Annotated in this window: 22 protein-coding genes and 1 other RNA gene; 14 read left to right on the top strand and 9 right to left on the bottom strand. The window is 64.8% G+C overall.

Annotation, left to right across the window (positions count from 1 at the left end; translation table 11 throughout):
• The first annotated feature begins 153 nt into the window (after positions 1-153).
• The 4 genes from LFL96_RS04135 (at position 154) to panD (ending at position 2,723) form a co-directional block, all read left to right on the top strand.
• Positions 154-339, top strand: coding sequence for a DUF3460 family protein (locus tag LFL96_RS04135; RefSeq protein ID WP_007175923.1), 186 nt, complete (start codon positions 154-156; stop codon positions 337-339).
• A gap of 10 nt (positions 340-349) precedes the next feature.
• Entirely contained in the window at positions 350-1,225 is an 876-nt protein-coding gene (locus LFL96_RS04130) for a ScpA family protein (RefSeq protein WP_280998323.1), read from the top strand.
• Between the two features lie 179 nt (positions 1,226-1,404).
• Positions 1,405-2,238, top strand: coding sequence for a pantoate--beta-alanine ligase (gene panC, locus LFL96_RS04125; RefSeq protein ID WP_280998321.1), 834 nt, complete (start codon positions 1,405-1,407; stop codon positions 2,236-2,238).
• 98 nt (positions 2,239-2,336) lie between these two features.
• On the top strand, positions 2,337-2,723 hold the full coding sequence (panD, locus tag LFL96_RS04120) for an aspartate 1-decarboxylase (protein ID WP_280998319.1): 387 nt from the start codon (positions 2,337-2,339) through the stop codon (positions 2,721-2,723).
• A gap of 54 nt (positions 2,724-2,777) precedes the next feature.
• Here the strand turns inward: panD and LFL96_RS04115 are convergent, their stop codons facing one another.
• Positions 2,778-3,416, bottom strand: a complete 639-nt coding sequence (locus LFL96_RS04115) for a ParA family protein (RefSeq protein WP_280998317.1) — start codon at positions 3,414-3,416, stop codon at positions 2,778-2,780.
• 278 nt (positions 3,417-3,694) lie between these two features.
• Between LFL96_RS04115 and LFL96_RS04110 the strand changes: the two genes are divergently transcribed.
• Positions 3,695-4,114: a PaaI family thioesterase gene (locus LFL96_RS04110; protein ID WP_280998315.1), complete on the top strand. Its 420-nt coding sequence runs from the start codon at positions 3,695-3,697 to the stop codon at positions 4,112-4,114.
• Between the two features lie 40 nt (positions 4,115-4,154).
• On the opposite strand, the gene LFL96_RS04105 is transcribed toward LFL96_RS04110, so the two are convergent.
• The 3 genes from LFL96_RS04105 to LFL96_RS04095 form a co-directional block, all read right to left on the bottom strand.
• A complete protein-coding gene (locus LFL96_RS04105) occupies positions 4,155-5,684 on the bottom strand; it encodes a Fic family protein (protein WP_280998313.1) in 1,530 nt (509 codons plus the stop codon).
• A gap of 197 nt (positions 5,685-5,881) precedes the next feature.
• A complete protein-coding gene (locus tag LFL96_RS04100) occupies positions 5,882-6,298 on the bottom strand; it encodes a DoxX family protein (RefSeq protein WP_280998311.1) in 417 nt (138 codons plus the stop codon).
• A 227-nt stretch (positions 6,299-6,525) separates the two neighbouring features.
• Positions 6,526-8,094 carry a cobyric acid synthase gene (locus tag LFL96_RS04095; protein WP_281000547.1) on the bottom strand — a complete coding sequence of 523 codons (1,569 nt, stop codon included), beginning with the start codon at positions 8,092-8,094 and terminating at the stop codon, positions 6,526-6,528.
• A 224-nt stretch (positions 8,095-8,318) separates the two neighbouring features.
• Here LFL96_RS04095 and cobU point away from each other — a divergent pair, with 224 nt between their 5' ends.
• From cobU to LFL96_RS04075, 4 genes are read left to right on the top strand one after another with little or no spacing between them, the layout of a single operon-like run.
• Positions 8,319-8,873: a bifunctional adenosylcobinamide kinase/adenosylcobinamide-phosphate guanylyltransferase gene (cobU, locus tag LFL96_RS04090; protein ID WP_280998309.1), complete on the top strand. Its 555-nt coding sequence runs from the start codon at positions 8,319-8,321 to the stop codon at positions 8,871-8,873.
• Positions 8,873-9,808 (top strand): adenosylcobinamide-phosphate synthase CbiB, encoded by a 936-nt coding sequence (gene cbiB / locus LFL96_RS04085; RefSeq protein ID WP_280998307.1) that lies wholly within the window; start codon positions 8,873-8,875, stop codon positions 9,806-9,808. Before cobU ends, cbiB begins: the two co-directional genes overlap by 1 nt.
• On the top strand, positions 9,805-10,812 hold the full coding sequence (gene cobD / locus LFL96_RS04080; RefSeq protein ID WP_280998305.1) for a threonine-phosphate decarboxylase CobD: 1,008 nt from the start codon (positions 9,805-9,807) through the stop codon (positions 10,810-10,812). Before cbiB ends, cobD begins: the two co-directional genes overlap by 4 nt.
• Positions 10,813-10,826: 14 nt before the next feature.
• Positions 10,827-11,738 carry a cobalamin-binding protein gene (locus LFL96_RS04075; protein WP_280998303.1) on the top strand — a complete coding sequence of 304 codons (912 nt, stop codon included), beginning with the start codon at positions 10,827-10,829 and terminating at the stop codon, positions 11,736-11,738.
• 25 nt (positions 11,739-11,763) lie between these two features.
• Here LFL96_RS04075 and cobC read toward each other — a convergent pair whose 3' ends face one another.
• The 5 genes from cobC to LFL96_RS04050 all read right to left on the bottom strand — a co-directional run bounded on the left by cobC (position 11,764) and on the right by LFL96_RS04050 (position 16,308).
• Positions 11,764-12,354, bottom strand: a complete 591-nt coding sequence (cobC, locus tag LFL96_RS04070) for an alpha-ribazole phosphatase (RefSeq protein ID WP_280998301.1) — start codon at positions 12,352-12,354, stop codon at positions 11,764-11,766.
• Positions 12,339-13,124, bottom strand: coding sequence for an adenosylcobinamide-GDP ribazoletransferase (locus LFL96_RS04065; protein WP_280998299.1), 786 nt, complete (start codon positions 13,122-13,124; stop codon positions 12,339-12,341). The genes cobC and LFL96_RS04065 overlap by 16 nt, the downstream gene beginning before the upstream one ends.
• 115 nt (positions 13,125-13,239) lie before the next feature.
• Positions 13,240-14,301 (bottom strand): nicotinate-nucleotide--dimethylbenzimidazole phosphoribosyltransferase, encoded by a 1,062-nt coding sequence (cobT, locus tag LFL96_RS04060; RefSeq protein ID WP_280998297.1) that lies wholly within the window; start codon positions 14,299-14,301, stop codon positions 13,240-13,242.
• A gap of 34 nt (positions 14,302-14,335) precedes the next feature.
• Positions 14,336-15,193 (bottom strand): ABC transporter ATP-binding protein, encoded by an 858-nt coding sequence (locus LFL96_RS04055; RefSeq protein ID WP_281000546.1) that lies wholly within the window; start codon positions 15,191-15,193, stop codon positions 14,336-14,338.
• 41 nt (positions 15,194-15,234) lie between these two features.
• Entirely contained in the window at positions 15,235-16,308 is a 1,074-nt protein-coding gene (locus tag LFL96_RS04050) for an iron ABC transporter permease (RefSeq protein WP_280998295.1), read from the bottom strand.
• Positions 16,309-16,757: 449 nt separating this feature from the next.
• Between LFL96_RS04050 and LFL96_RS04045 the strand changes: the two genes are divergently transcribed.
• The 5 genes from LFL96_RS04045 to LFL96_RS04025 all read left to right on the top strand — a co-directional run bounded on the left by LFL96_RS04045 (position 16,758) and on the right by LFL96_RS04025 (position 19,177).
• Entirely contained in the window at positions 16,758-17,114 is a 357-nt protein-coding gene (locus LFL96_RS04045; RefSeq protein WP_280998293.1) for an ATPase, read from the top strand.
• The gene (locus LFL96_RS04040; RefSeq protein WP_007175941.1) at positions 17,111-17,425 is read left to right on the top strand and encodes a cell division protein ZapA; all 315 of its coding nucleotides are present in this window, start codon (positions 17,111-17,113) and stop codon (positions 17,423-17,425) included. Before LFL96_RS04045 ends, LFL96_RS04040 begins: the two co-directional genes overlap by 4 nt.
• A gap of 26 nt (positions 17,426-17,451) precedes the next feature.
• Positions 17,452-17,633, top strand: a non-coding RNA gene (gene ssrS / locus LFL96_RS04035) — 6S RNA.
• Positions 17,634-17,731: 98 nt separating this feature from the next.
• Entirely contained in the window at positions 17,732-18,190 is a 459-nt protein-coding gene (locus LFL96_RS04030) for an EVE domain-containing protein (protein WP_280998285.1), read from the top strand.
• Between the two features lie 252 nt (positions 18,191-18,442).
• The gene (locus tag LFL96_RS04025) at positions 18,443-19,177 is read left to right on the top strand and encodes an SIMPL domain-containing protein (RefSeq protein WP_280998283.1); all 735 of its coding nucleotides are present in this window, start codon (positions 18,443-18,445) and stop codon (positions 19,175-19,177) included.
• The last annotated feature ends 107 nt before the right edge of the window (positions 19,178-19,284 follow it).

Raw genomic sequence — 19,284 nt, 5'->3', positions numbered from 1 at the left:
CCGACCTTTTTCGACCGCGCGCGGCGCATGCGGTAAAATTATGGAATAACGGCGCCGCCACCCGGCCACGATTGGCAACGATCTGCAAGCCGCCCATGCGGCGGCGCAATCCGGGCGAGCAGCCGCCATTTCACCCACCACGGACGTCGAGCCATGTATCAATCGGACATCACCCAGTTCCTGAACCAGCTCAAGCAACAGAAACCCAATCTGGAAGCCGAGCAACGCCGCGGCCGCGCGCTGCTGTGGGACAAACAGCCGATCGATCTGGAAGAACGCGCCGAGCAGAAAGCCTCGCGCGTCGAGCAGACGCCTTACTCGTACTACCAGAACTTCTGACCGGGTGAGCGTGAGTCACGCCGACGAGGCTCACGGCGTACCGCCGGCGTCGCCCGACGCCGCGCTCGCCGCGCCCGCCACCGATTCGACGCCCGACACCGTCGACGGCATCGCATTTGCACGTCTGTACGGCGAGCCGCTCTTCAAGCTGCCCACCGACCTGTACATCCCGCCGGACGCGCTCGAAGTCTTCCTCGAAACATTCGAAGGACCGCTGGATCTGTTGCTGTACCTGATCCGCAAGCAGAACTTCAACGTGCTCGACATTCCGATGGCGGATGTCACCGCGCAGTACCTCGGTTATGTCGACCAGTTGCGCCAGACCAATCTCGAACTCGCCTCCGAATATCTGCTGATGGCCGCGATGCTGATCGAGATCAAGTCGCGCATGCTGTTGCCGGTGAAAAAGGCCGACAGCGGCGAGGAAGCCGAGGACCCGCGCGCGGAACTGGTGCGCCGCCTGCTCGAATACGAGCAGATGAAGCTCGCCGCGCAGCGCATCGACCAGTTGCCGCAGTTGGGGCGCGACTTCCTGCGCGCCGAGGTCTACATCGAGCAGAGCATCACGCCGCGCTTCCCCGACGTGAACAGCGAAGACCTGCGCGCCGCGTGGGCCGACGTGATCAAGCGCGCGAAGCTGGTCCAGCATCACAAGATTTCGCGCGAGGAACTGTCGGTGCGCGAGCACATGAGCCTGATCCTGCGGCAGTTGCAGAATGCGCGTTTCGTCGAGTTCTCCGACCTGTTCGACACGAGCAAGGGCGTGCCGGTGGTGGTGGTGAATTTCATCGCCGTGCTCGAACTGTGCCGCGAGTCGCTCGTCGAAATCACCCAGGCGGAGCCGTTCGCGCCGATTTACGTGCGGCTTGCCTATTCGCCGGCGTGAAACGCGCCGGGTGCACCAGCACGATTCGATCCGCCTCATTCCGGTGCGCCGGGCGTGCAAATCCACTACAATCCCGCGCTCCGAACATGTCATTACCAGTGAGGCGGCGGGCCGTGCGATCTTCCTGAAAGGTCGCGTCGACCGAGTCTCGCGCCGCGCGAGGAAACCCCTGTCCGATCATGAAAGTCATCAGCTCGATCCATGAATTGCGCGACCAGTTGCGCGGCCAGAATCGTACGGCCTTCGTGCCGACCATGGGCAATCTGCACGAAGGGCATCTATCGTTGATGCGCCTCGCGCGCCAGCACGGCGATCCGGTGGTGGCGAGCATCTTCGTCAACCGTCTGCAATTCGGCCCGAACGAGGATTTCGACAAATATCCGCGCACGCTCGAAGCCGACATCGACAAGCTGCAGAAGGAAAACGTCTACGTGCTGTTCGCGCCGACCGAGCGCGATCTGTATCCGGAGCCGCAGGAGTATCGCGTGCATCCGCCGCACGATCTGGGCGACATCCTCGAGGGCGAATTCCGTCCGGGCTTCTTCCAGGGCGTGTGCACGGTAGTGATGAAGCTGATGTCGTGCGTGCAGCCGCGCGTCGCGGTGTTCGGCAAGAAGGATTATCAGCAGTTGATGATCGTGCGCCGCATGTGCAATCAGTTCGCGCTGCCGACCGACATCATCGCCGCCGAAACCGTGCGCGATACCGACGGCCTCGCGCTCAGCTCGCGCAACCGCTATCTGCAGGCCGCCGAGCGCGCCGAGGCGCCGGTGCTGGCCGCCGAGCTGCAACGCGTGCGCGAAGCCGTGCTGTCGGGCGATCGCGACTTCGCAAAAATTGAACAGGCCGCCATGTCGACGCTCGCCGCGCGCGGCTGGCAGCCGGACTACATCGCGGTGCGCAAGCGCTCGAATCTGTTGCCGCCGGGTCCGCAGGACACGGAAGCGGAACTGGTCGTGCTGGCCGCCGCCAAGCTCGGCGCGACGCGCCTTATCGACAACCTCGAAATCTGACGCAGCGTCCGCCGCCGGATGCGCCAGGGCCCCATGTCAACCATGGCGGCCTCGGCCGGCGCGGACGACAACAAGTAGCCTTAAGGGATTGATTGGTCATGCAACGCAACATGCTGAAGTCGAAGATCCACCGCGTCGCGGTCACGCACTGCGAGCTGCACTACGAAGGCTCGTGCGCGATCGACGAAGATTTGCTGGAAGCGGCGAACATCGTCGAAAACGAACGGATCGACATCTGGAACATCAATAACGGCGAGCGTTTCTCGACCTACGCGATCAAGGGCGAACGCGGCAGCGGCATGATTTCGCTGAACGGTTCGGCCGCGCGTCGTGCGCAGCTGGGCGACCTGGTGATCATCGCCGCGTTCGCGGTGGTCGATGAGGCCGAGCTGAAGGCCGGCTGGAAGCCCGACCTGGTATTCGTCGACGACAACAACAAGATCAAGGGCAGCCGCGACCACGTGCCGACCCAGAGCTGGACCTGAGTCGAACCCGAGCGACGCCTTGCGCGCTCGGCCTGTCGCGCCGGCCCTGCCGGCTTACTCTTTTCTGGCCGCGCCGTTCGTCCATTCGACGATCGGCTGCCACTGCTCCAGATCCTTTTCGACGCGGCTTTTCGCGACGTCCCACAGCGTCAGCCCGTGCGCGGCGAGCTGCACGTAGTTCTGCGTATCGCGCAGGAAGCCCAGCACCGGCAGCTTCAGCCCTTCCACGAAGCGGTGTAGTTGCTCTGCGGAACGCGTGCGCGCGTCGACCCGCATGCCCACCACGCCTATCTCGATCGCCCCTTTTCGGACGGCCTTTTCCTTCGCGAGCCGTTCGAGAAATTCCTGCGTGGCCAGGATATCGAACATGGACGGCTGCAGCGGCACGATCACCTTGTCCGCGAGATCCAGCGCGATGTTCAGCCGGTTGCCGTGCAGGCCGGCCGGCGTATCGATCACCGCGTGCTCCAGGCCCTTGGGCGGTTTGGCCGGCGTGTCGGGATTGACCTCCCAGGTTTCGATGGCCGGCAGCGTGTCGGGGCGCAACGACAGCCACGCGTGCGCGGACTGCTGCTTGTCCAGGTCCGCCAGCGCGACCCACTCGCCCGACGCGGCGAAATAGCCGGCCAGATTGGTGGACAGCGTGCTCTTGCCCACGCCGCCCTTCGGATTCGCCACCACGATCACCGTCATGAATTCTCCCGGAAAGAAGGCTGGGCGCCGCCAGCCGGTTTGCCGCCTGCTTGCCACTCTTCTGCCACTCTTCTGCCGCTTGTTTGCCGCTTTTCTGTCGCTTGCTTGCCGCTTTTCCGCCCCGACCGCGTGCCGGCCCGCGCCGCGCGTTGCGGATTGACGGCTGAGCGTGCCGATCCAGCCGTTGATAATATCGACAAATGCCGCGGGGTCGAAGCCCCGCCGGTCAAATGCGCGTCACGCGTCGTCGAATTTTTCCATCGAGGAATGGCTACTCCATGAGCAATCTGCGCCCGGAATACACCGTCGAACGTCTGCACGAACGCCAGCAGGGCAAGCTGCCCGGCTTGCTGGGCGTGCGGGTCCTGTCGCTGGAACAAGGCGGGTTGAGCGCGGAATTGACCGTGCGGGAGGAATTGCTCGCGCCGAACGGTTTTCTGCACGCAGCGACCGTGATCGGGCTCGCGGATACCGCGTGCGGTTATGCGTGCCTCGCCCATCTGCCGGAAACGGCGCGCAATTTCACGACCGTCGAACTGAAGAGCAATTTTCTGGGTACGGCGACCGAAGGCACGATCCGCGCGGTCGCCAGGGGCGTGCATCTCGGGCGCAGCACGCAGGTGTGGGATGCGACGGTCACCGATCCGAACGGCAAGACGATCGCGCTGTTTCGGTGTACGCAGATCGTGTTGTATTGAGGGAAGACGTCACGGCTGCCATCGGTGTTCTCCCGACGGGTCAGCCGCGACTCGCGGCATCGTCCGGAAAGATCAGCCGATAGTTTCTCAAGTCTTCCTTGAAAGCGTTGCCGCGAGCAAGCTGACGCTGTACGTCGTGCCGCTGCTGGCCATAGTCAAAACGCGACGTCCAGTCGTGAATACGCTGCATGCTACGAACATAGGGCACCGCATCCCGGTCATTGGTCAGTCGCTTCAGCGGCAGCAAGTAATCCTCCCGATACACGGTCGGAATGATGATCCGGCACATGCCGGCCTCACTGAGTATGCAGTTCATGGCTAACCGTGCCGTGCGTCCGTTGCCGTCCTGAAAAGGATGAACCTCCGAGACGACGAACATGGTCATCAGCGCTCTCGCGACAGGGTCCGTCAACGAAACGATTCGTTCGAAACCTTCGGCAAGAGTCGCAGGAACCTGCTCCGGCAACACGAAGAGGGTGTTGCCGGCCATATTGCGCTTCTCCTTCCACTGCCCAGGCCGCTTATCCGGCCGCGCCTGCATGACCAGGGCATTTACGCTCTTGAGCCAGTCGAGAAAACCGTCGGGCATCGACGCGGACTGGTTTCTCCACGGCGTTGAGCTCGCCGCCCGGAAGGTCCCCAGAATGTCGTGAGAGTCTTCGGACCGGTTCGCGATAATGGCTCCAGCAAAGACAATCTGTTCAGCCTCTTCCACCTCGAACGTCGTTCCTTCGATGAAATTCGAGAAATAAGCCTCGAAGAACGCGAAATTCTCTAACGCCACGCCCCTGTTCGATGCGTCGACGGGATGCGCGAACACACTGCCAGACAAGGCGCCATGCAGTACGTCGAAGAGTTCGAGCCGATCCGGGTCATAAGGTTTTCCTGCCACCCGGGCAAGCGCGAGCTTGCTCCGCAATTTCTTTTCTTCGTGCGTGCCTAGCAGTGCGCCGACAATGCCGTCAAAACGCTTCCCCTCTGCCCCCAGGTCCAGCTTCTCAGCAATGGCTTTGGCCTGATCTCGCAGATCGTTGAGCTTGAAATCGCCTCGAATGGTCAGGATTTTATCGAGTCGAGTCTCAATATCCTCCTGAGGCAGCACCCGCCGGCTTGCGCCTCGAGCCGCCCCCATGTTTTCCAGAAAGCCACGGGCTTCGCTTGGCAAATAAATCGTTCGATGCAGTAAATCTGGGGCAGGCGGGTCAAGTAGCGCAGGCGCACCCGCCCCCGAGAACACCTCGACAACGAGCCCGGGAAGTTCGAGCTTGCGACGGGTGCGGCCACGGCGGACGTAAATCACCCCATCGACCGGCCGCTGCTCCAGGGCTGACCGGTACGCCAGCACCGCACCGGGGAGAAGATGGCTGACAATCGCGGCCCAGTTGCGAAGCACGATGGCTTCGACGGGACTATCGAGATTGCGTGTATAGATACCTGCGTAGATGCGCCGGATTGTCCCCGCATCGGCGAGACGGCGCAGCGCTCGGGCAAATGCGCCGTCTCCGATGGAGAATAGGATTTCGGCCGTATCGCTGTCCGAAATTTGACTCATTGTGGGGTCGACATTCATCTCGATGTCCGAAAAATAATGCAATTAAGTGCATTATTGTCCGAAACATAGATGATTTTCGTAGCCGTCTTCCTAGCTGACCGCCGGAAACTACTTAATTTGCTTAGCCTGGTGGCGCCATATGTCCGAAAACAAAGCGATTGCCCTACGTTTTCGTCCGAAAATAGCGCATTTAGCGGTCGGTCGAGGCAAAACCTCTAGGCCGCCACCGTCCGCGCCACCTTCGCGCTCCCCAGCGCGAGCGCCCCGCCGCCCAGCAGCGACTGCACCGCCAGCGTCACTGCCCAGAACGCCGGGTATTCCCAGCCGCCGTTCGGCGATGCGAAGCCCCAGCCGTTGTGCAGATGCGCGGACATCGCGCCTAGCATGAACGGCAGCAACGCCAGCGCAACCCAGCGGACTTGCACGCCGAGCAGCAGCGCGATGCCGCCGAGCAGTTCGACGAACGCCGTCACGTAACCGAGCCAGCCCGGCAACCCGAGCGAGACGAAGAATTGCGCCGTTCCCGGCAGCGTGAAAACGAAGATTTTTTGCAGGCTATGGGCGAGATACAGCACGCCCAAGGCGACGCGGAGCAGCAGAGCGGCCAGATCGGCGGAGCGGTTCGAGTTCATGACGTGTCCTTGATAAGAGAAAGGCGGCGCCGTGCGCGCCGTCGGTATCAGGACTGTATTCGAACCGTGGAGCGTGAAAAACCACGTCGCAGGCTTAGATTAATTCTTATTGGGAGTTAATTGCCTACCGAGCCTACCGAGCCTACCGAGCCTACCGAACAAACCGAGCCAACCGAGCCAACCAGGCAAGCGAGTCGATCCCGCTAACGCTAACGCGCACGTTCAGGTCAGCCGATAGCCCCGAACAGCCTGGCCAGATCAAGATGCTCAGCCAGCGTATCCGCCAGCCGTTCCAGCGATGCCTCGCGCAGCGCCGGATAATCGATCGCCTCGGCATCGCTCAATCCGGCCCACGCGAGCAACGCGGCGCAGGCAGCGGGTGTATCGAACAGCCCGTGCACATAGGTGGCGAGAATCTGGCCATCGGCGGACAGCGCGCCATCGGGACGCGAAGCGGAAGCGGGTGACGTTGCCGTCAATACGTTCGCAGCACATTCTTGTGCCGCATCTGCGTCATCAGCCTCACCCGCCGCGCCAGCAGCGCTTACCGCATCGCCGAGATACAACGCCGGCGCATCCAGCGCCGGACCGCGCGTCTCGCCCATATGGATTTCGTAACCCGCCACCTCGGCCGCTTCCGGCAACCCCGGCAACCCCGGCAACGCCAGACGCCCGCGCACGTTCTTCAGCGTCTTCTCGCGCGTGAGCACGGTCGAATAATCGAGCCAGCCGAGCCCCGCCCACGTCCCCGGCGCGCCTTCGACGCCATGCGGATCGGCCACTTCGCGCCCCAGCATCTGCATGCCGCCGCAGATGCCGATGACCCGTCCGCCGTAGCGCAGATGCCGTTGCAGCACCGCGTCCCAGCCCTGCGCGCGCAGAAACGCGAGATCGCCGGGCACGTTCTTCGAACCCGGCAGAATGATCAGATCGGCTGGCGGCATCGGCATGCCACCGCGCACGTAATGAAAATCCACCTGCGGATGCGCGCGCAACGCGTCGAAATCCGTGTGGTTGCTGATATGCGGCAGCACCGGCACGACCACGCGCAGCATCCGTTGCGCGTCGCCTCGTTGCGCGGCGCGCAGCTCGGGCGGCAGCATGTCCTCGGCGTCGAGCGTCAGGCCGTGCAGATACGGCACCACGCCGAGCACCGGCTTGCCGGTCTTCGCTTCGAGCCAGTCGAGCCCGGGCTGCAGCAGGCTCACGTCGCCGCGAAAGCGGTTGATGATGAAGCCCCGCACCCGCGCCTGCTCGCTCGCCGACAGACACGCGAGCGTACCGGTCAGGTGCGCGAACACCCCGCCTCGATCGACGTCGGCGACCAGCACCACCGGACAATCCACCGCTTCCGCAAAACCCATGTTGGCGATGTCGCGATCGCGCAGATTGATCTCGGCGGGACTGCCCGCGCCTTCGACGAAGATCGTGTCGTAGCTCGCCTGCAAGCGCGCATACGAAGCCAGCACCGCCTCGAACGCGACCGGTTTGTAGTCGTGGTAAGCGCGCGCGTCGAGATTCATGCGCGCCTTGCCGTGGATGATCACCTGTGCGCCGCGATCGCTGGTCGGTTTGAGCAGCACCGGGTTCAGATCGGTGTGCGCGGCGATGCCGGCGGCCACCGCCTGCAGCGCCTGGGCGCGGCCGATCTCGCCGCCGTCCACCGTGACCGCGCTGTTGAGCGCCATGTTCTGCGGCTTGAACGGCGCGACCCGCACGCCCGCGCGCCGCGCGAGACGGCACAGGCCGGCGACCAGCGTGCTCTTGCCGGCATCGGACGTGGTGCCCTGAATCATCAGCGTGCCGCGCGGTACAGGTGCGACGTCTTGCGCGGCTGAGGGCGTGGTCGAAGCAACGGCCGATGCGGCGCTCAAAGGAACAGTCGAAGTAGCAGTCACGGAATAGCGAGGGTCGAAAACGGCGGCGTGAACAAATGAACGAACACAGGGACGGCGGCACCGTCCGGACGCGGCATTATCCCACCCCGCCGCCACGATCCACGCGCCGGTACAATCACGCGATGACTCCCCGCGACCTCACCTTCGTCCTTGGCGGCGCGCGCTCCGGCAAGAGTGCGCACGCCGAACAACTGGCCGACCGCAGCGCCCTCCCCGTCACCTACATCGCCACCGCGCGCGTCGGCAACGACGCCGAATTCGCCGCGCGCATCGCGCATCATCGCGAGCGGCGTCCGGCGCATTGGCGGCTGGTCGAAGCGGACGCCGATCTGGCCGGTGCGCTCGCGCAAGCCGACGCCGCCGGGCATTGCGTGTTGATCGATTGCCTGACGCTGTGGCTCGCGAACCTGCTGTGTCCCGCCGATGGCGAAGCGGTGTCGCTCGATCGCTACCACGCGCATGTCGCGGCACTCGAGGCGGCGCTGGTCGCCGCGCGCGGCAAGGTGATCGTCGTCAGCAATGAAATCGGCCTGGGTGTCGTGCCGCTCGGCGCGGCCACGCGTCTTTATGTCGACGAACTCGGGCGGCTCAACCAGCGCATCGCCGCGTTGAGCACGCAAGCCACCTTCATGGCCGCGGGTCTGCCGCTCGCGTTGAAAACGGCGGACCACGTCTGATGCTGTCGCTACCTCTCATCGTCACGCTCGCGACCGCGGGCGTCGCCGTCGATCGTTGGCTCGGCGAGCCGCGCACCGCGCATCCGCTGGTCGGTTTCGGTCATTGGGCGAAGCGCCTCGAAAAGCGCTACAACACCGGCCGCCGTCTGCGCTTGAAGGGCCTGCTCGCGTGGTCGCTCGCGGTGCTGCCGCCGGTGCTGATCGCGTGGCTTCTGGTCTCGGTGCTGCCGTTCTTCGAGGCCTGCGCGGTGCACGTCGCGTTGCTGTGGTTCGCGCTCGGCGCGCGCAGTCTGCACGACCATATCGAACCGATCGCCAGGGCGCTCGCGCAACGCGACCTCGCGCAGGCGCGTCTCTTGACCGCGCGCATCGTATCGCGCGAAACCACCCATGCCGATGAAGGCGCGTTGTCGCGCGCCGCCGTCGAATCGGCGCTCGAAAACGGCAACGACGCGATCTTCGGCGCGCTGTTCTGGTTCGCGATCGCGGGCGGCCCGGGCGCGCTCGGCTTCCGCCTCGCCAACACGCTCGACGCGATGTGGGGCTATCGCACGCCACGCTATCTACGTTACGGCTGGGCGGCCGCACGCATCGACGACGTACTCAACTGGATTCCCGCCCGCCTGACCGCGCTCAGCTATGCGCTGCTCGGCGATACGCGCACGGCATTGCGCTGCTGGCGCGAACAGGCGCCGCGCTGGGACAGTCCGAACGCGGGGCCGGTGATGGCGTCCGGCGCGGGCAGTCTGAACGTGCTGATCGGCGGGCCGGCCGTGTATCACGGCGCGCTGGAGCAAAGGCCGACGCTGGGTTTCGGTCACGCCGCGAAGGCCTCGCATGTGACGGCCGCGCTGATGCTGGTGGAGCGCACGCTGATCCTGTGGCTCGCGATGCTGATCGTGCTCGCGCTGCTGAGCGTGCCGTTTTCAACATGAGCGCCCCCGTCGTCCACGGCGGCAATCTGCACGAAGCCGCCGCACGCTACGGTATTCCCTACACCGCCTGGCTCGATCTCTCGACGGGGATCAATCCGCACGGCTATCCCGTGCCGCCGGTTCCCGCCGAAGCATGGCGCCGCCTTCCCGACGACGGCGACGATTTCGCCGCCTGCGCCGCGCGTTACTACGGCGCCCCCGACGCATCGCACGTGCTACCGGTCGCGGGCAGTCAGGCGGCGATTCGCGCGCTGCCTGCGCTGCTGCCGCGCGGCGAAACCGGGATTGCGCCGCTCACGTACAGCGAATACGCGCCCGCTTTCGAGCGCGCCGGTCATCGCGTCGTGTCGCTCGATGTGCGTGACGACCGCCTGCCGGCCACGCTCACGCACGCGGTCGTCGTGAACCCGAACAATCCGACCGCCGAGCACCTCGACGCCGCGAAGCTGATGCGGTGGCATGCGCAACTGAGCGCACGCGGCGGCACGCTGCTGATCGACGAAGCCTTCGCCGACACGATGCCCGAGGCGTCGCTCGCGGCCCAGACGCATCGCGACGGTTTGATCGTGTTGCGCTCGCCGGGCAAGTTCTTCGGGCTCGCGGGTGTGCGCGCGGGCTTCGTGCTTGGCGCGCCCGCCTTGCTCGACACGTTGCGGCGCACGCTCGGCGCGTGGACCGTCAGCGGTCCGGCGCGGCACGCGGTCAAAGCCGCGTTCGCGGATCACGCATGGCAGGAACGGATGCGTGCGCGACTCGCTATCGACAGCGCGCGTCTCGTCACGTTGTTGCAGGCGCAAGGATTGGCCACGCGTCACACGCCGCTATTCGCATGGACCGCCGATCGACACGCGCCCGCGCTGCACGAAGCGCTCGCGCGACGTGGCGTGTGGACGCGGCTTTTTGCAGCGACGGAAAGCGTGCGCTTCGGCTTGCCCGCGAACGAAACGGAGTGGCTGCGCTTCGAACAGAGCCTGTGCGAAGCAGTGCGGGAATACAAAGCATGAACCTGGAGAAGTCCATGACCGCCCCACTCCGCTTCGCTATCGCCGTCTCGCTGTGCGTGGCCGCGATTCAAGCGCGCGCCGCGATAACGGTCACCGACGACACCGGCGCCGCCGTCACCCTGTCCGCCCCCGCGCAACGCGTGATCAGCCTCGCGCCGCACGTCACCGAACTTCTCTACGCGGCGGGCGGCGGCACGAAGATGGTCGGCGCCGTCTCCTACAGCGACTATCCCGCCGAGGCCCGGCAACTGCCGCGCGTCGGCGACAACAAGGCGCTCGACCTCGAACGCATCGTCGCATTGAAGCCGGATCTGATCGTCGTGTGGCGGCATGGCAATGCGCAGCGGCAACTCGATCGCCTGCGCGAACTGCATGTGCCGATGTTCTTCAGCGAGCCGCATCGTCTGGACGACGTCGCCGTGTCGCTCGTGAAGCTCGGCCAGTTGCTCGGCACCTCGACGCAAGCCGATGCGGCGGCCGCCACGTATCGGCACGACATCGCGACGCTACGCGCGCGCTATGCGAGCCGGCCGCCGGTCGGCGTGTTCTATCAGGTGTGGGATCAACCGTTGATGACGCTCAACGGCGATCATATGATCAGCGACGTCATCGCGCTATGCGGCGGGCGCAATGTATTCGCGAAGCTCGCGCCGCTGGTGCCGACGGTATCGACCGAGGCGGTGCTCGCGGCCAATCCGGAAGCGATCGTGACAGCCGCGCCGGGCGCGACGCAGCCCAACACGCCGTTGCCGCAACTCGCAACGTGGCGCGCGTGGCCGAGTCTGACGGCGGTGGCGAACGACAATCTCTTCGCGATCGACGGCGATCTGATCAACCGCCCCGCGCCGCGCATCGCGCAAGGCGCGAAACAGTTATGCGAGGACCTGGAGCTCGCGCGCTCGCGGCGCAAGCCGGGCGCGCAGTAAAGCAAACGCCTTCACGCAGCCGCCCTCACGCGTTCCACCGCACCAGCGCCCACTGCTGCGTTTCATCGTCGCGCCGTAACCAGACGATGCCGGTCATATCCAGCGCCCAGCGCAAACATCGCTCGAGCGGCACCTCCAGCACGAGCGACGCGATCACCCGCATCACGCCCGCATGCGTGACCACATACGCGGGCGACAGCTCGCGCGTCTGCGCGAACGCATCGAGCCAGGCCCGCACCCGTTCGACGAACTGCGCGACGCTTTCGCCGCCGTGCGCGCGCGCATGTTCGAAGTTGGCCGCCCAGTCGTCGAGCAATTCGCGATCGATCGCATCCCAGCGCTGGCTTTCCCACGTGCCGAAATCCATTTCCTTCAGACGATCGTCGTGACTCACCACGCACCCGAACGCATTCGCCATTTCGGCCGCGAGCGCCGAGCAGCGTTTGAGCGGACTCGACATCAACACGCGCGGCGCGGGCACCTGCAAGGTGGCGAGCTTCAACGCGAGCGCGTCCGACGACACTTCCGCGTCCTCGGCGAGCGCGACGTCGCTGTGGCCGTAACACACGCCCGCATCGAGCGCGACGGCGGGATGGCGAATCAGGACGATATCCATGCGAGCCCCACCAGATAAATGCTCAGTTCAAAGATCTGCTGCGCAAAGCCGAGACAGTCGCCGGTATAGCCGCCGATGCGTCGGACGAAATAGCGGCCCAACGCGAAGCGTAGTGCCAGCAGCACGACCAGCGCGGTCACCGCGAAGCGCCATGCCGGCGCATCGGGCGAGACCGGCCCGTTCGGCCACCACAGCCAGGGCAGGCCGAATAGCGCGGCACACAGCAAGGCCGGCCCGCTCAGGCGCTGCGCGACCGGTTTGGCCCTGCCTTCGGCGCGCACGTAATCGAGCGTCGCCAGATAGCTGATCGCGCAGGTGCGGCTCGCCGCGTGCGCGGCAATCATCAGACTTGCCGCACGCAGCGGCGGCAATGCGGCCAGCATTTGCCACTTCAGCGCCAGCGCGATCACCAGGGCGATGGCGCCGAAGGCGCCGATGCGCGAGTCATGCATGATGCGCAGCACGTCGTCGCGCGTATAGGCGCCACCGAACGCATCGACGCAATCGGCGAGACCGTCTTCGTGGAATGCGCCGGTGACGACGAGCGATACCGCCATCGACAGCAGCACCGCGACGCCCGCGGGAAAGACGTGCAACGCGGCCAGGTAGACGAGCGCGCTCAATGCGCCGACCAAGGCGCCGACCAGCGGGAAATAGCGCGCCGCCGCGTTCAGATAGTGCGGTTCGAAGCCGACCCAGCGCGGCACCGGCACGCGCGTGAAGTAACCGAGCGCGGTGAAGAAATAGCGCAGTTCAGCGAGCGGATTCATGGGTAGCCTCGCGCGGTGCGTGGCGCGCAGCCTTGTGCGCTGCGCTGTTCGCTGGGTCGCTCGCTGGGTCTGTTGCTGGGACTGTCGCTCGGTCGCTCGCTTCGCATGCGCCGAATCACCCTTCGCGATTCGCGACGCCGGCCGATTCGAAGCTGGCCATCTCGTTCACGAATGCCACCGCCGCGCGCAGCAACGGCACGGCGAGCGCCGCGCCCGTGCCTTCACCGAGCCGCAGGTCGAGCGACAGCAACGGCAGACCGCCGAAATGATCGAGCATGCGCCGGTGCCCCGCTTCGTTCGACGCATGCGCGAACACGCAGTACTCGCGCACCTCGGGCGCGAGCGCGTCGGCGATCAGCAGCGCGGAGGTCGCGATGAAGCCGTCCACCAGAATCGTCATGCGCGCCTCGGCGGCGGCGAGATACGCGCCGGCCATCATCGCGATTTCGAAACCGCCGAAGGTGGCGAGCACCGTGAGCGGATCGTTCGACACCGGATGACGGGCCAGCGCCGAAGCCAGCACGTTGCGCTTTCTCGCGAGGCCCGCGTTGTCGAGACCGGTGCCGCGTCCGACGCATTCGTCGATCGGCACGCCGCACAGCCGGCTCATCAAGCACGCGGCCGCCGACGTGTTCGCGATCCCCATCTCGCCGAAGCCGATCACGTTGGTGCCGAGCGCCGCGTGATGACGCACGCGCGCCGCGCCCGCCTGCATCGCGGCAAGCGCCTGGGCGGTGGTCATCGCCGCTTCGTGCGCGAAGTTGCGCGTGCCGGCGGCAACCGGGATGTCGACGAGTCCTTCCGTCGACGGCAGCGGTGTCGCGATGCCTGCATTGACCACTTCGAGTTCCATGCCCGCGACACGGCTCAACGCATTGATCGCCGCGCCGCCACCGAGAAAATTCGCGACCATCTGCGCGGTGACCGCCTGCGGATAAGGGCTCACGCCTTCGTTGGCAATGCCGTGATCGCCGGCGAACACGATCATCGCCGGACGCTGCACGCTCGGCCGCGTGGTGCGCTGGATCAATCCCATCTGGCGCGCGAGCGTTTCGAGCCGGCCGAGACTGCCGGGCGGTTTGGTCTTCGTATCGATGAGGTGTTGCAACTCGGCCCGCAGCGTTTGATCGAGCGGTGCAACCTCGGGCAAACCGGCCGGATAGGACGAAGAAGTCATAAGCGTGTCTTGAAGAAAATGTTTGAGTAAAACGTCAACCTGCCGGTGTGTCATGGTTGGCCTGCGATTCATGACGTTCCTGACGTGCACGCGGCGCCGGTATCAAGGCCTCGTGCTCGCCGTCGCGAATCAGAATCAGCGGATAGCCGAACGCGCGGCTCGCGAGCGCCGGTGTCAATACGTCATGGACCGGGCCGGCATAAGCGCTGCCCTCGCCGTCGAGCAGCAAGGCATGCGTCGCGAAGCGGCGCGCCAGATTCAGATCGTGGCACGAAAACAGCACCGTGCGGCCCGCTTCGCGCATCCACGCGGCGAGCGCTTCGAGACACTCGATCTGATGATGCAGGTCGAGATGCGATAACGGCTCGTCGAGCAGCAGCAGCGGCGCGTCTTGGCACAATACCGCCGCCAGCGCCACGCGTTGCCGCTCGCCGCCGGATAGCGACAGCACGTCGCGCGCGGCGAATCCGCCGAGACCGAGCAGATCGAGCGCGGCGCGCGCGGCTTCGCGATCCGCCGCGCCTTCCCAACCCCAACCGTTCAGATGCGGAAAGCGGTTCAGCATCACGATATCGAGCACGCTCGCGCTGAATGCATCGGCGACGCTTTGCGGCATCAGCGCGCGGCGCTGCGCGAGCGGCAACGGCGGCCAGTCGGCGACGCGCACGCCGTCGAGTTCGACCTGTCCCGCCGACGGCGACCGCAAGCCCGCGAGCGTCGCCAGCAAGGTGGTCTTGCCCGCGCCGTTCGGCCCGGCGATGCACCACATCTCGCCGGCGTAGAACGTGTGCGTGAACGCGTCGAGCAAGGTGCGCGGGCCAGCGTGCAGGCTCACGCGCTGCGCGCTGAGCGACGTTTGGGAAGTCGTCGGGGGCGGCGAGTTATGAATCATCGGCGTTTTAGTCGTCGGCGTTTTAGTCATCGGCGTTTTAGTCATCGGCGTTTGCGCAGCAGCATCCACAGAAACACCGGCACGCCGACCAGCGACGTAATCACCCCCACCGGCAATTGCGCCGGCGCAATCACTGTCCGCGCGATCAGGTCCGCGCCCATCACCGCGACGCCGCCGCCCAGCGCGGCAGCCGGCAACAGCATGCGCTGGTCGTTGCCGAACGCGAGCCGCAGCATATGCGGCACCACCAGCCCCACGAAGCCGACCGTGCCCGCGGTTGTCACCGCGGCCGCCGCCGCGAGCGATGCCACCAGATACACGCGCAGTCGCAGCGGCATCACCGCGACGCCCAGCGCCTGCGCGGCGGCGTCGCCGCGCAGCAGCACATTCAAACGCGGCGCGACCGGCACGATCGCCGCCAGCGCGACCACCAAGGCGGCCAACGCGAGCCACGGCATCGCGCCGCCGTTAAGGTCGCCAGTCAACCAGAACAGCATGCCGCGCAAACGATTGTCGGGCGCGAGATTCAGCAGCAACGTAATCAGCGCGGCCCAGCCGGCGGCGATCACCGCGCCGGTCAGCAGCAGACGCGGCGACGTGTCCTGCGGTTCGCCGCGCCACAACTCGCGACGCGCGAGACCGAGCACCAGCAGGATCGACACGAAGGCGCCGGCGAAGGCGCTCGCATCGACGATCCACCACGCGCAACCGGCGATCATCGCCACCAGCGCGAAGGTCGCCGCGCCGCCCGACACACCGAGGACATACGGCTCGGCCAATGGATTGCGCAGCAGTACCTGAAGCAGGGCGCCACCCAACGCGAGCAGCGCGCCGCACGCGAAGCCCGCGATGGCACGCGGCAGGCGCAACGAACGAACGATCTCGCCGGCCAGCTCGCCCGCGCCGCCCGGCACCGGCGACGCGGTTCCGAACCACGCATGCGACGGCAGCAACGCGGCCAGCACGCGCGTCGGCGCGAGCGACACGCTGCCCAGCGCGAGCGACGCCATCAGCACGGCCAACGCCAGCAGCGCCAGCACGAGCCAGATGACAGCCGCACGTTTCGCGTTCATCACGCGCAAGGTGGCGGGCGGAGAACTCGCGTGACGGTTCATCCGCGCGATCCTGACGTGTGCAGGACGCGCGGCGCATGGGGAACATCAGGCCAGCGCGATTCGCCCGCGCAGTGATGAGGGAAAGGCCGGTTCATTGCCGTGGTCGTGGTCTTGATCAAAGTCGAATCGATTCCGATGGCGCGCGAAACAGCCCCGCCACGCCGCAGCCGAGATAGTAACTGCTCGGCCCGCCCCGAACGCGCCTTCCCATGCGCAACGCACAATGGCACACTCGCGTGTTGAACTTCGAACAGACGATCCGGACCGGTGAATCCGCGCGCGCGATCTGTTCTGTTAAATGCAGGTTATTGTCCGATGCTCGCGTCCCGATTCATCGTAGGGTCGATAAAAGCCTGCACAAAGCGATGTTGTTACGTCTCGAAACGAGACATTTATCGGAACCTGCGACATTCCGCGCTAAAATGCGATGTCTTTAGAGGACGCAGCAGATGCTCACCGAACTCGAATCACTTTCACAGAATATCGGCAAGCTGATTGCGATCAGCCAACGCCACAACGAAGCGCGTGTCGCGCTCGAAGAGCAGCTCGCCCAATCACGTGCCGAGGTGGAAGCCACGCGCACGGAACTTGCGCTGCTGCGCGAGGAACGCGATGCGCTGCAGGCGGAACGCGACGCGCTGTCCGCGAAGATCGACGACGCTCAGGTGCGCCTGAATGCGATTCTCGAAAAGCTGCCGCGCGCCCGTTCGCACAGCGAGCCGGATAACCAGCTCGATCTGCTCGAACCCGAGCAGCAGGAAGTCGAAGCACAGGCCGACGCGACCCGCCATGGAGAAAATGCATGACCACCAAGCAGATCGAAGTGTCGATTCTCGGCGTGCCCTATCGTCTCGCCTGCTCGCCGGAAACGGAAGGCGCGCTGCTCGAAGCCGTCGCGCGCGTCGACGCGGAAATGTCGAAGATCCGCAATAACAGCAACGTGCGTGGCACGGATCGTATTGCCGTCATGGCTGCGCTGTCGCTGGCATCGGAACTGCTTAAGCTGCAATCGAGCGTGCGACACGGAGAAGCATTTCCCGCAGAGGAAATCCGGCGTACAATGCATCAAATGAACGAACAACTCGGTACTGTGATTCAGCAGTACAGCATGCAGTAAATCATCGTTCAAGCTTCATCGGTTTAGCTTCCCTGCCTGGTTCGCCAAGGTCATATATTCCTTGAACCAATGCCATGTGCACGGTTGCGGAAATTTGTAGCACGGGTGTGCGCGTCACTCTGTCTGATGTACCCGAAGTGTTGCTAACTGCGACCAATTCTGAACCCCCGGTTCAGGATGCCGGCCTAGCGGCTAAGGCGGGGACCTTATCTAGAACGGCATCGGACTTCGGTTCGATGCCGTTTTTCTTTGGGCCGCGTTTTCGTTAGCGCTTCTCCAACCTTCCTCTCACGTTCAATTCGATTCATGCGCTACTGGCTAATGAAGTCCGAACCGGACGAAGCAAGCATCGATCATCTCGAGCACGCACCGCAACGCACGTTGCCGTGGACCGGCGTGCGCAACTATCAGGCGCGCAACTTCATGCGCGATGTCATGCAGGTCGGCGACGGCGTGCTGTTCTATCACTCGAGTTGTCCGGAGCCCGGCATCGCGGGGCTCGCGGAAGTGTCATCGAGCGCTTATCCGGACCCGACGCAGTTCGATAAGAAAAGCCCGTACTACGATCCCAAGTCGTCGCAGGAAACGCCGCGCTGGTTGCTCGTCGACGTCGTGTTCAAGAAGAAGATTCCGTTGATTCCGCTCGCCGCCTTGCGCGAGCACGAGGAATTGAAGGACATGCGGGTACTCGCCAAAGGCAACCGTCTGTCGATCACGCCGGTGACCGAAGCCGAGTGGCGTTTCATCACCAAACGACTTGCGTGAAATTGTCGCAGTTGCGAAAGCACGCGTTGTTTCTGTTCGAACCCGCCGCGTGCTTTGCGTAACGCTCATGCGCGATGCGTGAGCGCTATGCAAAGCACGCGCCCTGACCTGCGGATTTGCAAGCAATCGTGAGCACATTGTCAAATCAGGGAACCAGATGAAGGTTACAAGCGCCTAACGGTCGCGCAAATGTCGTGCGACTGCACGGCGTTCGCTTTTATTGCACAACCTGTTCAGGCAAGGAGTCCAACAATGACGAAAAACACCGCACGGGCACTCGCTCTCGCACTCGCATGCGCCACGCCGGTTGCGCTCGCACTCGCGCCGACCATCGCTCGCGCGCAATCCGTTGCACCGTATCAACCCGCCGGCGTGCTGTCGCTGAATGCGCAGGCGAGCGCGGAAGTGCCGCAGGACGTCGTCGATATCACGCTGTTCTTCGAGCAGGAAGCGAGCGATCCGTCAGCGCTCACCGCCACGTTGAATCAGCGCGCCGATGCCGCGCTACAGAAAGCCAAGGGCGTGAGCGGCGTGACGGCCCGCACCGGGTCGTTCTCGATCTATCCGTCCACCGATCGCGACGGCCGCATTTCCGCATGGCGCGGCCGCACGGAGATCGTGCTCGAATCGCACGACTTCGCCGCGGCCTCGAAGCTCGCGGGTCAAATGGCCTCGATCATGCAGGTCGGCAACGTGCAGTTCTCGTTGTCGCCGGAAGCGCAGCGCGCGGCCGAGCAAAAGCTCACGGGCGAAGCGATCAAGTCGTTCCGTCAGCAGGCGGCTTCTTCCGCGCAGGCATTCGGCTATAGCGGGTATGCGATTCGTGAAGTCAACGTCGGCCAGAACGGCGGCGTGATGCCGCGTCCGGTGATGATGATGAGCGCGCGTGCGATGAGCTCGGACGCGAAGATGTCGGCGCCGGTGCCGATCGAAGGCGGCACGTCGACGGTCACCGTCAACGTGTCTGGTTCGGTGCAGATGAAGTAATGGCCGCATGAGACGCAGAGCGCTGCGGGCGTTGTCTGTCGCGCTGCGTCCCTCGCGAATGTATAAAAAAACGCCACGGCATGCCGTGGCGTTTTTTTTTGCGTCAG

Source organism: Paraburkholderia sp. D15 (assembly GCF_029910215.1).
Classification (GTDB): Bacteria; Pseudomonadota; Gammaproteobacteria; order Burkholderiales; family Burkholderiaceae; genus Paraburkholderia.
This window is presented reverse-complemented; position numbering and strand designations above follow the sequence as displayed.

Coding starts and splice junctions, on each gene's coding strand:
- LFL96_RS04135 (WP_007175923.1), top strand. CDS start 154: ATGTATCAATCGGACATCACCCAGTTCCTGAACCAGCTCAAGCAACAG.
- panC (WP_280998321.1), top strand. CDS start 1,405: ATGAAAGTCATCAGCTCGATCCATGAATTGCGCGACCAGTTGCGCGGC.
- panD (WP_280998319.1), top strand. CDS start 2,337: ATGCAACGCAACATGCTGAAGTCGAAGATCCACCGCGTCGCGGTCACG.
- LFL96_RS04115 (WP_280998317.1), bottom strand. CDS start 3,416: ATGACGGTGATCGTGGTGGCGAATCCGAAGGGCGGCGTGGGCAAGAGC.
- LFL96_RS04110 (WP_280998315.1), top strand. CDS start 3,695: ATGAGCAATCTGCGCCCGGAATACACCGTCGAACGTCTGCACGAACGC.
- LFL96_RS04105 (WP_280998313.1), bottom strand. CDS start 5,684: ATGAATGTCGACCCCACAATGAGTCAAATTTCGGACAGCGATACGGCC.
- LFL96_RS04100 (WP_280998311.1), bottom strand. CDS start 6,298: ATGAACTCGAACCGCTCCGCCGATCTGGCCGCTCTGCTGCTCCGCGTC.
- LFL96_RS04095 (WP_281000547.1), bottom strand. CDS start 8,094: ATGATTCAGGGCACCACGTCCGATGCCGGCAAGAGCACGCTGGTCGCC.
- cobU (WP_280998309.1), top strand. CDS start 8,319: ATGACTCCCCGCGACCTCACCTTCGTCCTTGGCGGCGCGCGCTCCGGC.
- cbiB (WP_280998307.1), top strand. CDS start 8,873: ATGCTGTCGCTACCTCTCATCGTCACGCTCGCGACCGCGGGCGTCGCC.
- cobD (WP_280998305.1), top strand. CDS start 9,805: ATGAGCGCCCCCGTCGTCCACGGCGGCAATCTGCACGAAGCCGCCGCA.
- LFL96_RS04075 (WP_280998303.1), top strand. CDS start 10,827: ATGACCGCCCCACTCCGCTTCGCTATCGCCGTCTCGCTGTGCGTGGCC.
- cobC (WP_280998301.1), bottom strand. CDS start 12,354: ATGGATATCGTCCTGATTCGCCATCCCGCCGTCGCGCTCGATGCGGGC.
- LFL96_RS04065 (WP_280998299.1), bottom strand. CDS start 13,124: ATGAATCCGCTCGCTGAACTGCGCTATTTCTTCACCGCGCTCGGTTAC.
- cobT (WP_280998297.1), bottom strand. CDS start 14,301: ATGACTTCTTCGTCCTATCCGGCCGGTTTGCCCGAGGTTGCACCGCTC.
- LFL96_RS04055 (WP_281000546.1), bottom strand. CDS start 15,193: ATGATTCATAACTCGCCGCCCCCGACGACTTCCCAAACGTCGCTCAGC.
- LFL96_RS04050 (WP_280998295.1), bottom strand. CDS start 16,308: ATGAACCGTCACGCGAGTTCTCCGCCCGCCACCTTGCGCGTGATGAAC.
- LFL96_RS04045 (WP_280998293.1), top strand. CDS start 16,758: ATGCTCACCGAACTCGAATCACTTTCACAGAATATCGGCAAGCTGATT.
- LFL96_RS04040 (WP_007175941.1), top strand. CDS start 17,111: ATGACCACCAAGCAGATCGAAGTGTCGATTCTCGGCGTGCCCTATCGT.
- LFL96_RS04030 (WP_280998285.1), top strand. CDS start 17,732: ATGCGCTACTGGCTAATGAAGTCCGAACCGGACGAAGCAAGCATCGAT.
- LFL96_RS04025 (WP_280998283.1), top strand. CDS start 18,443: ATGACGAAAAACACCGCACGGGCACTCGCTCTCGCACTCGCATGCGCC.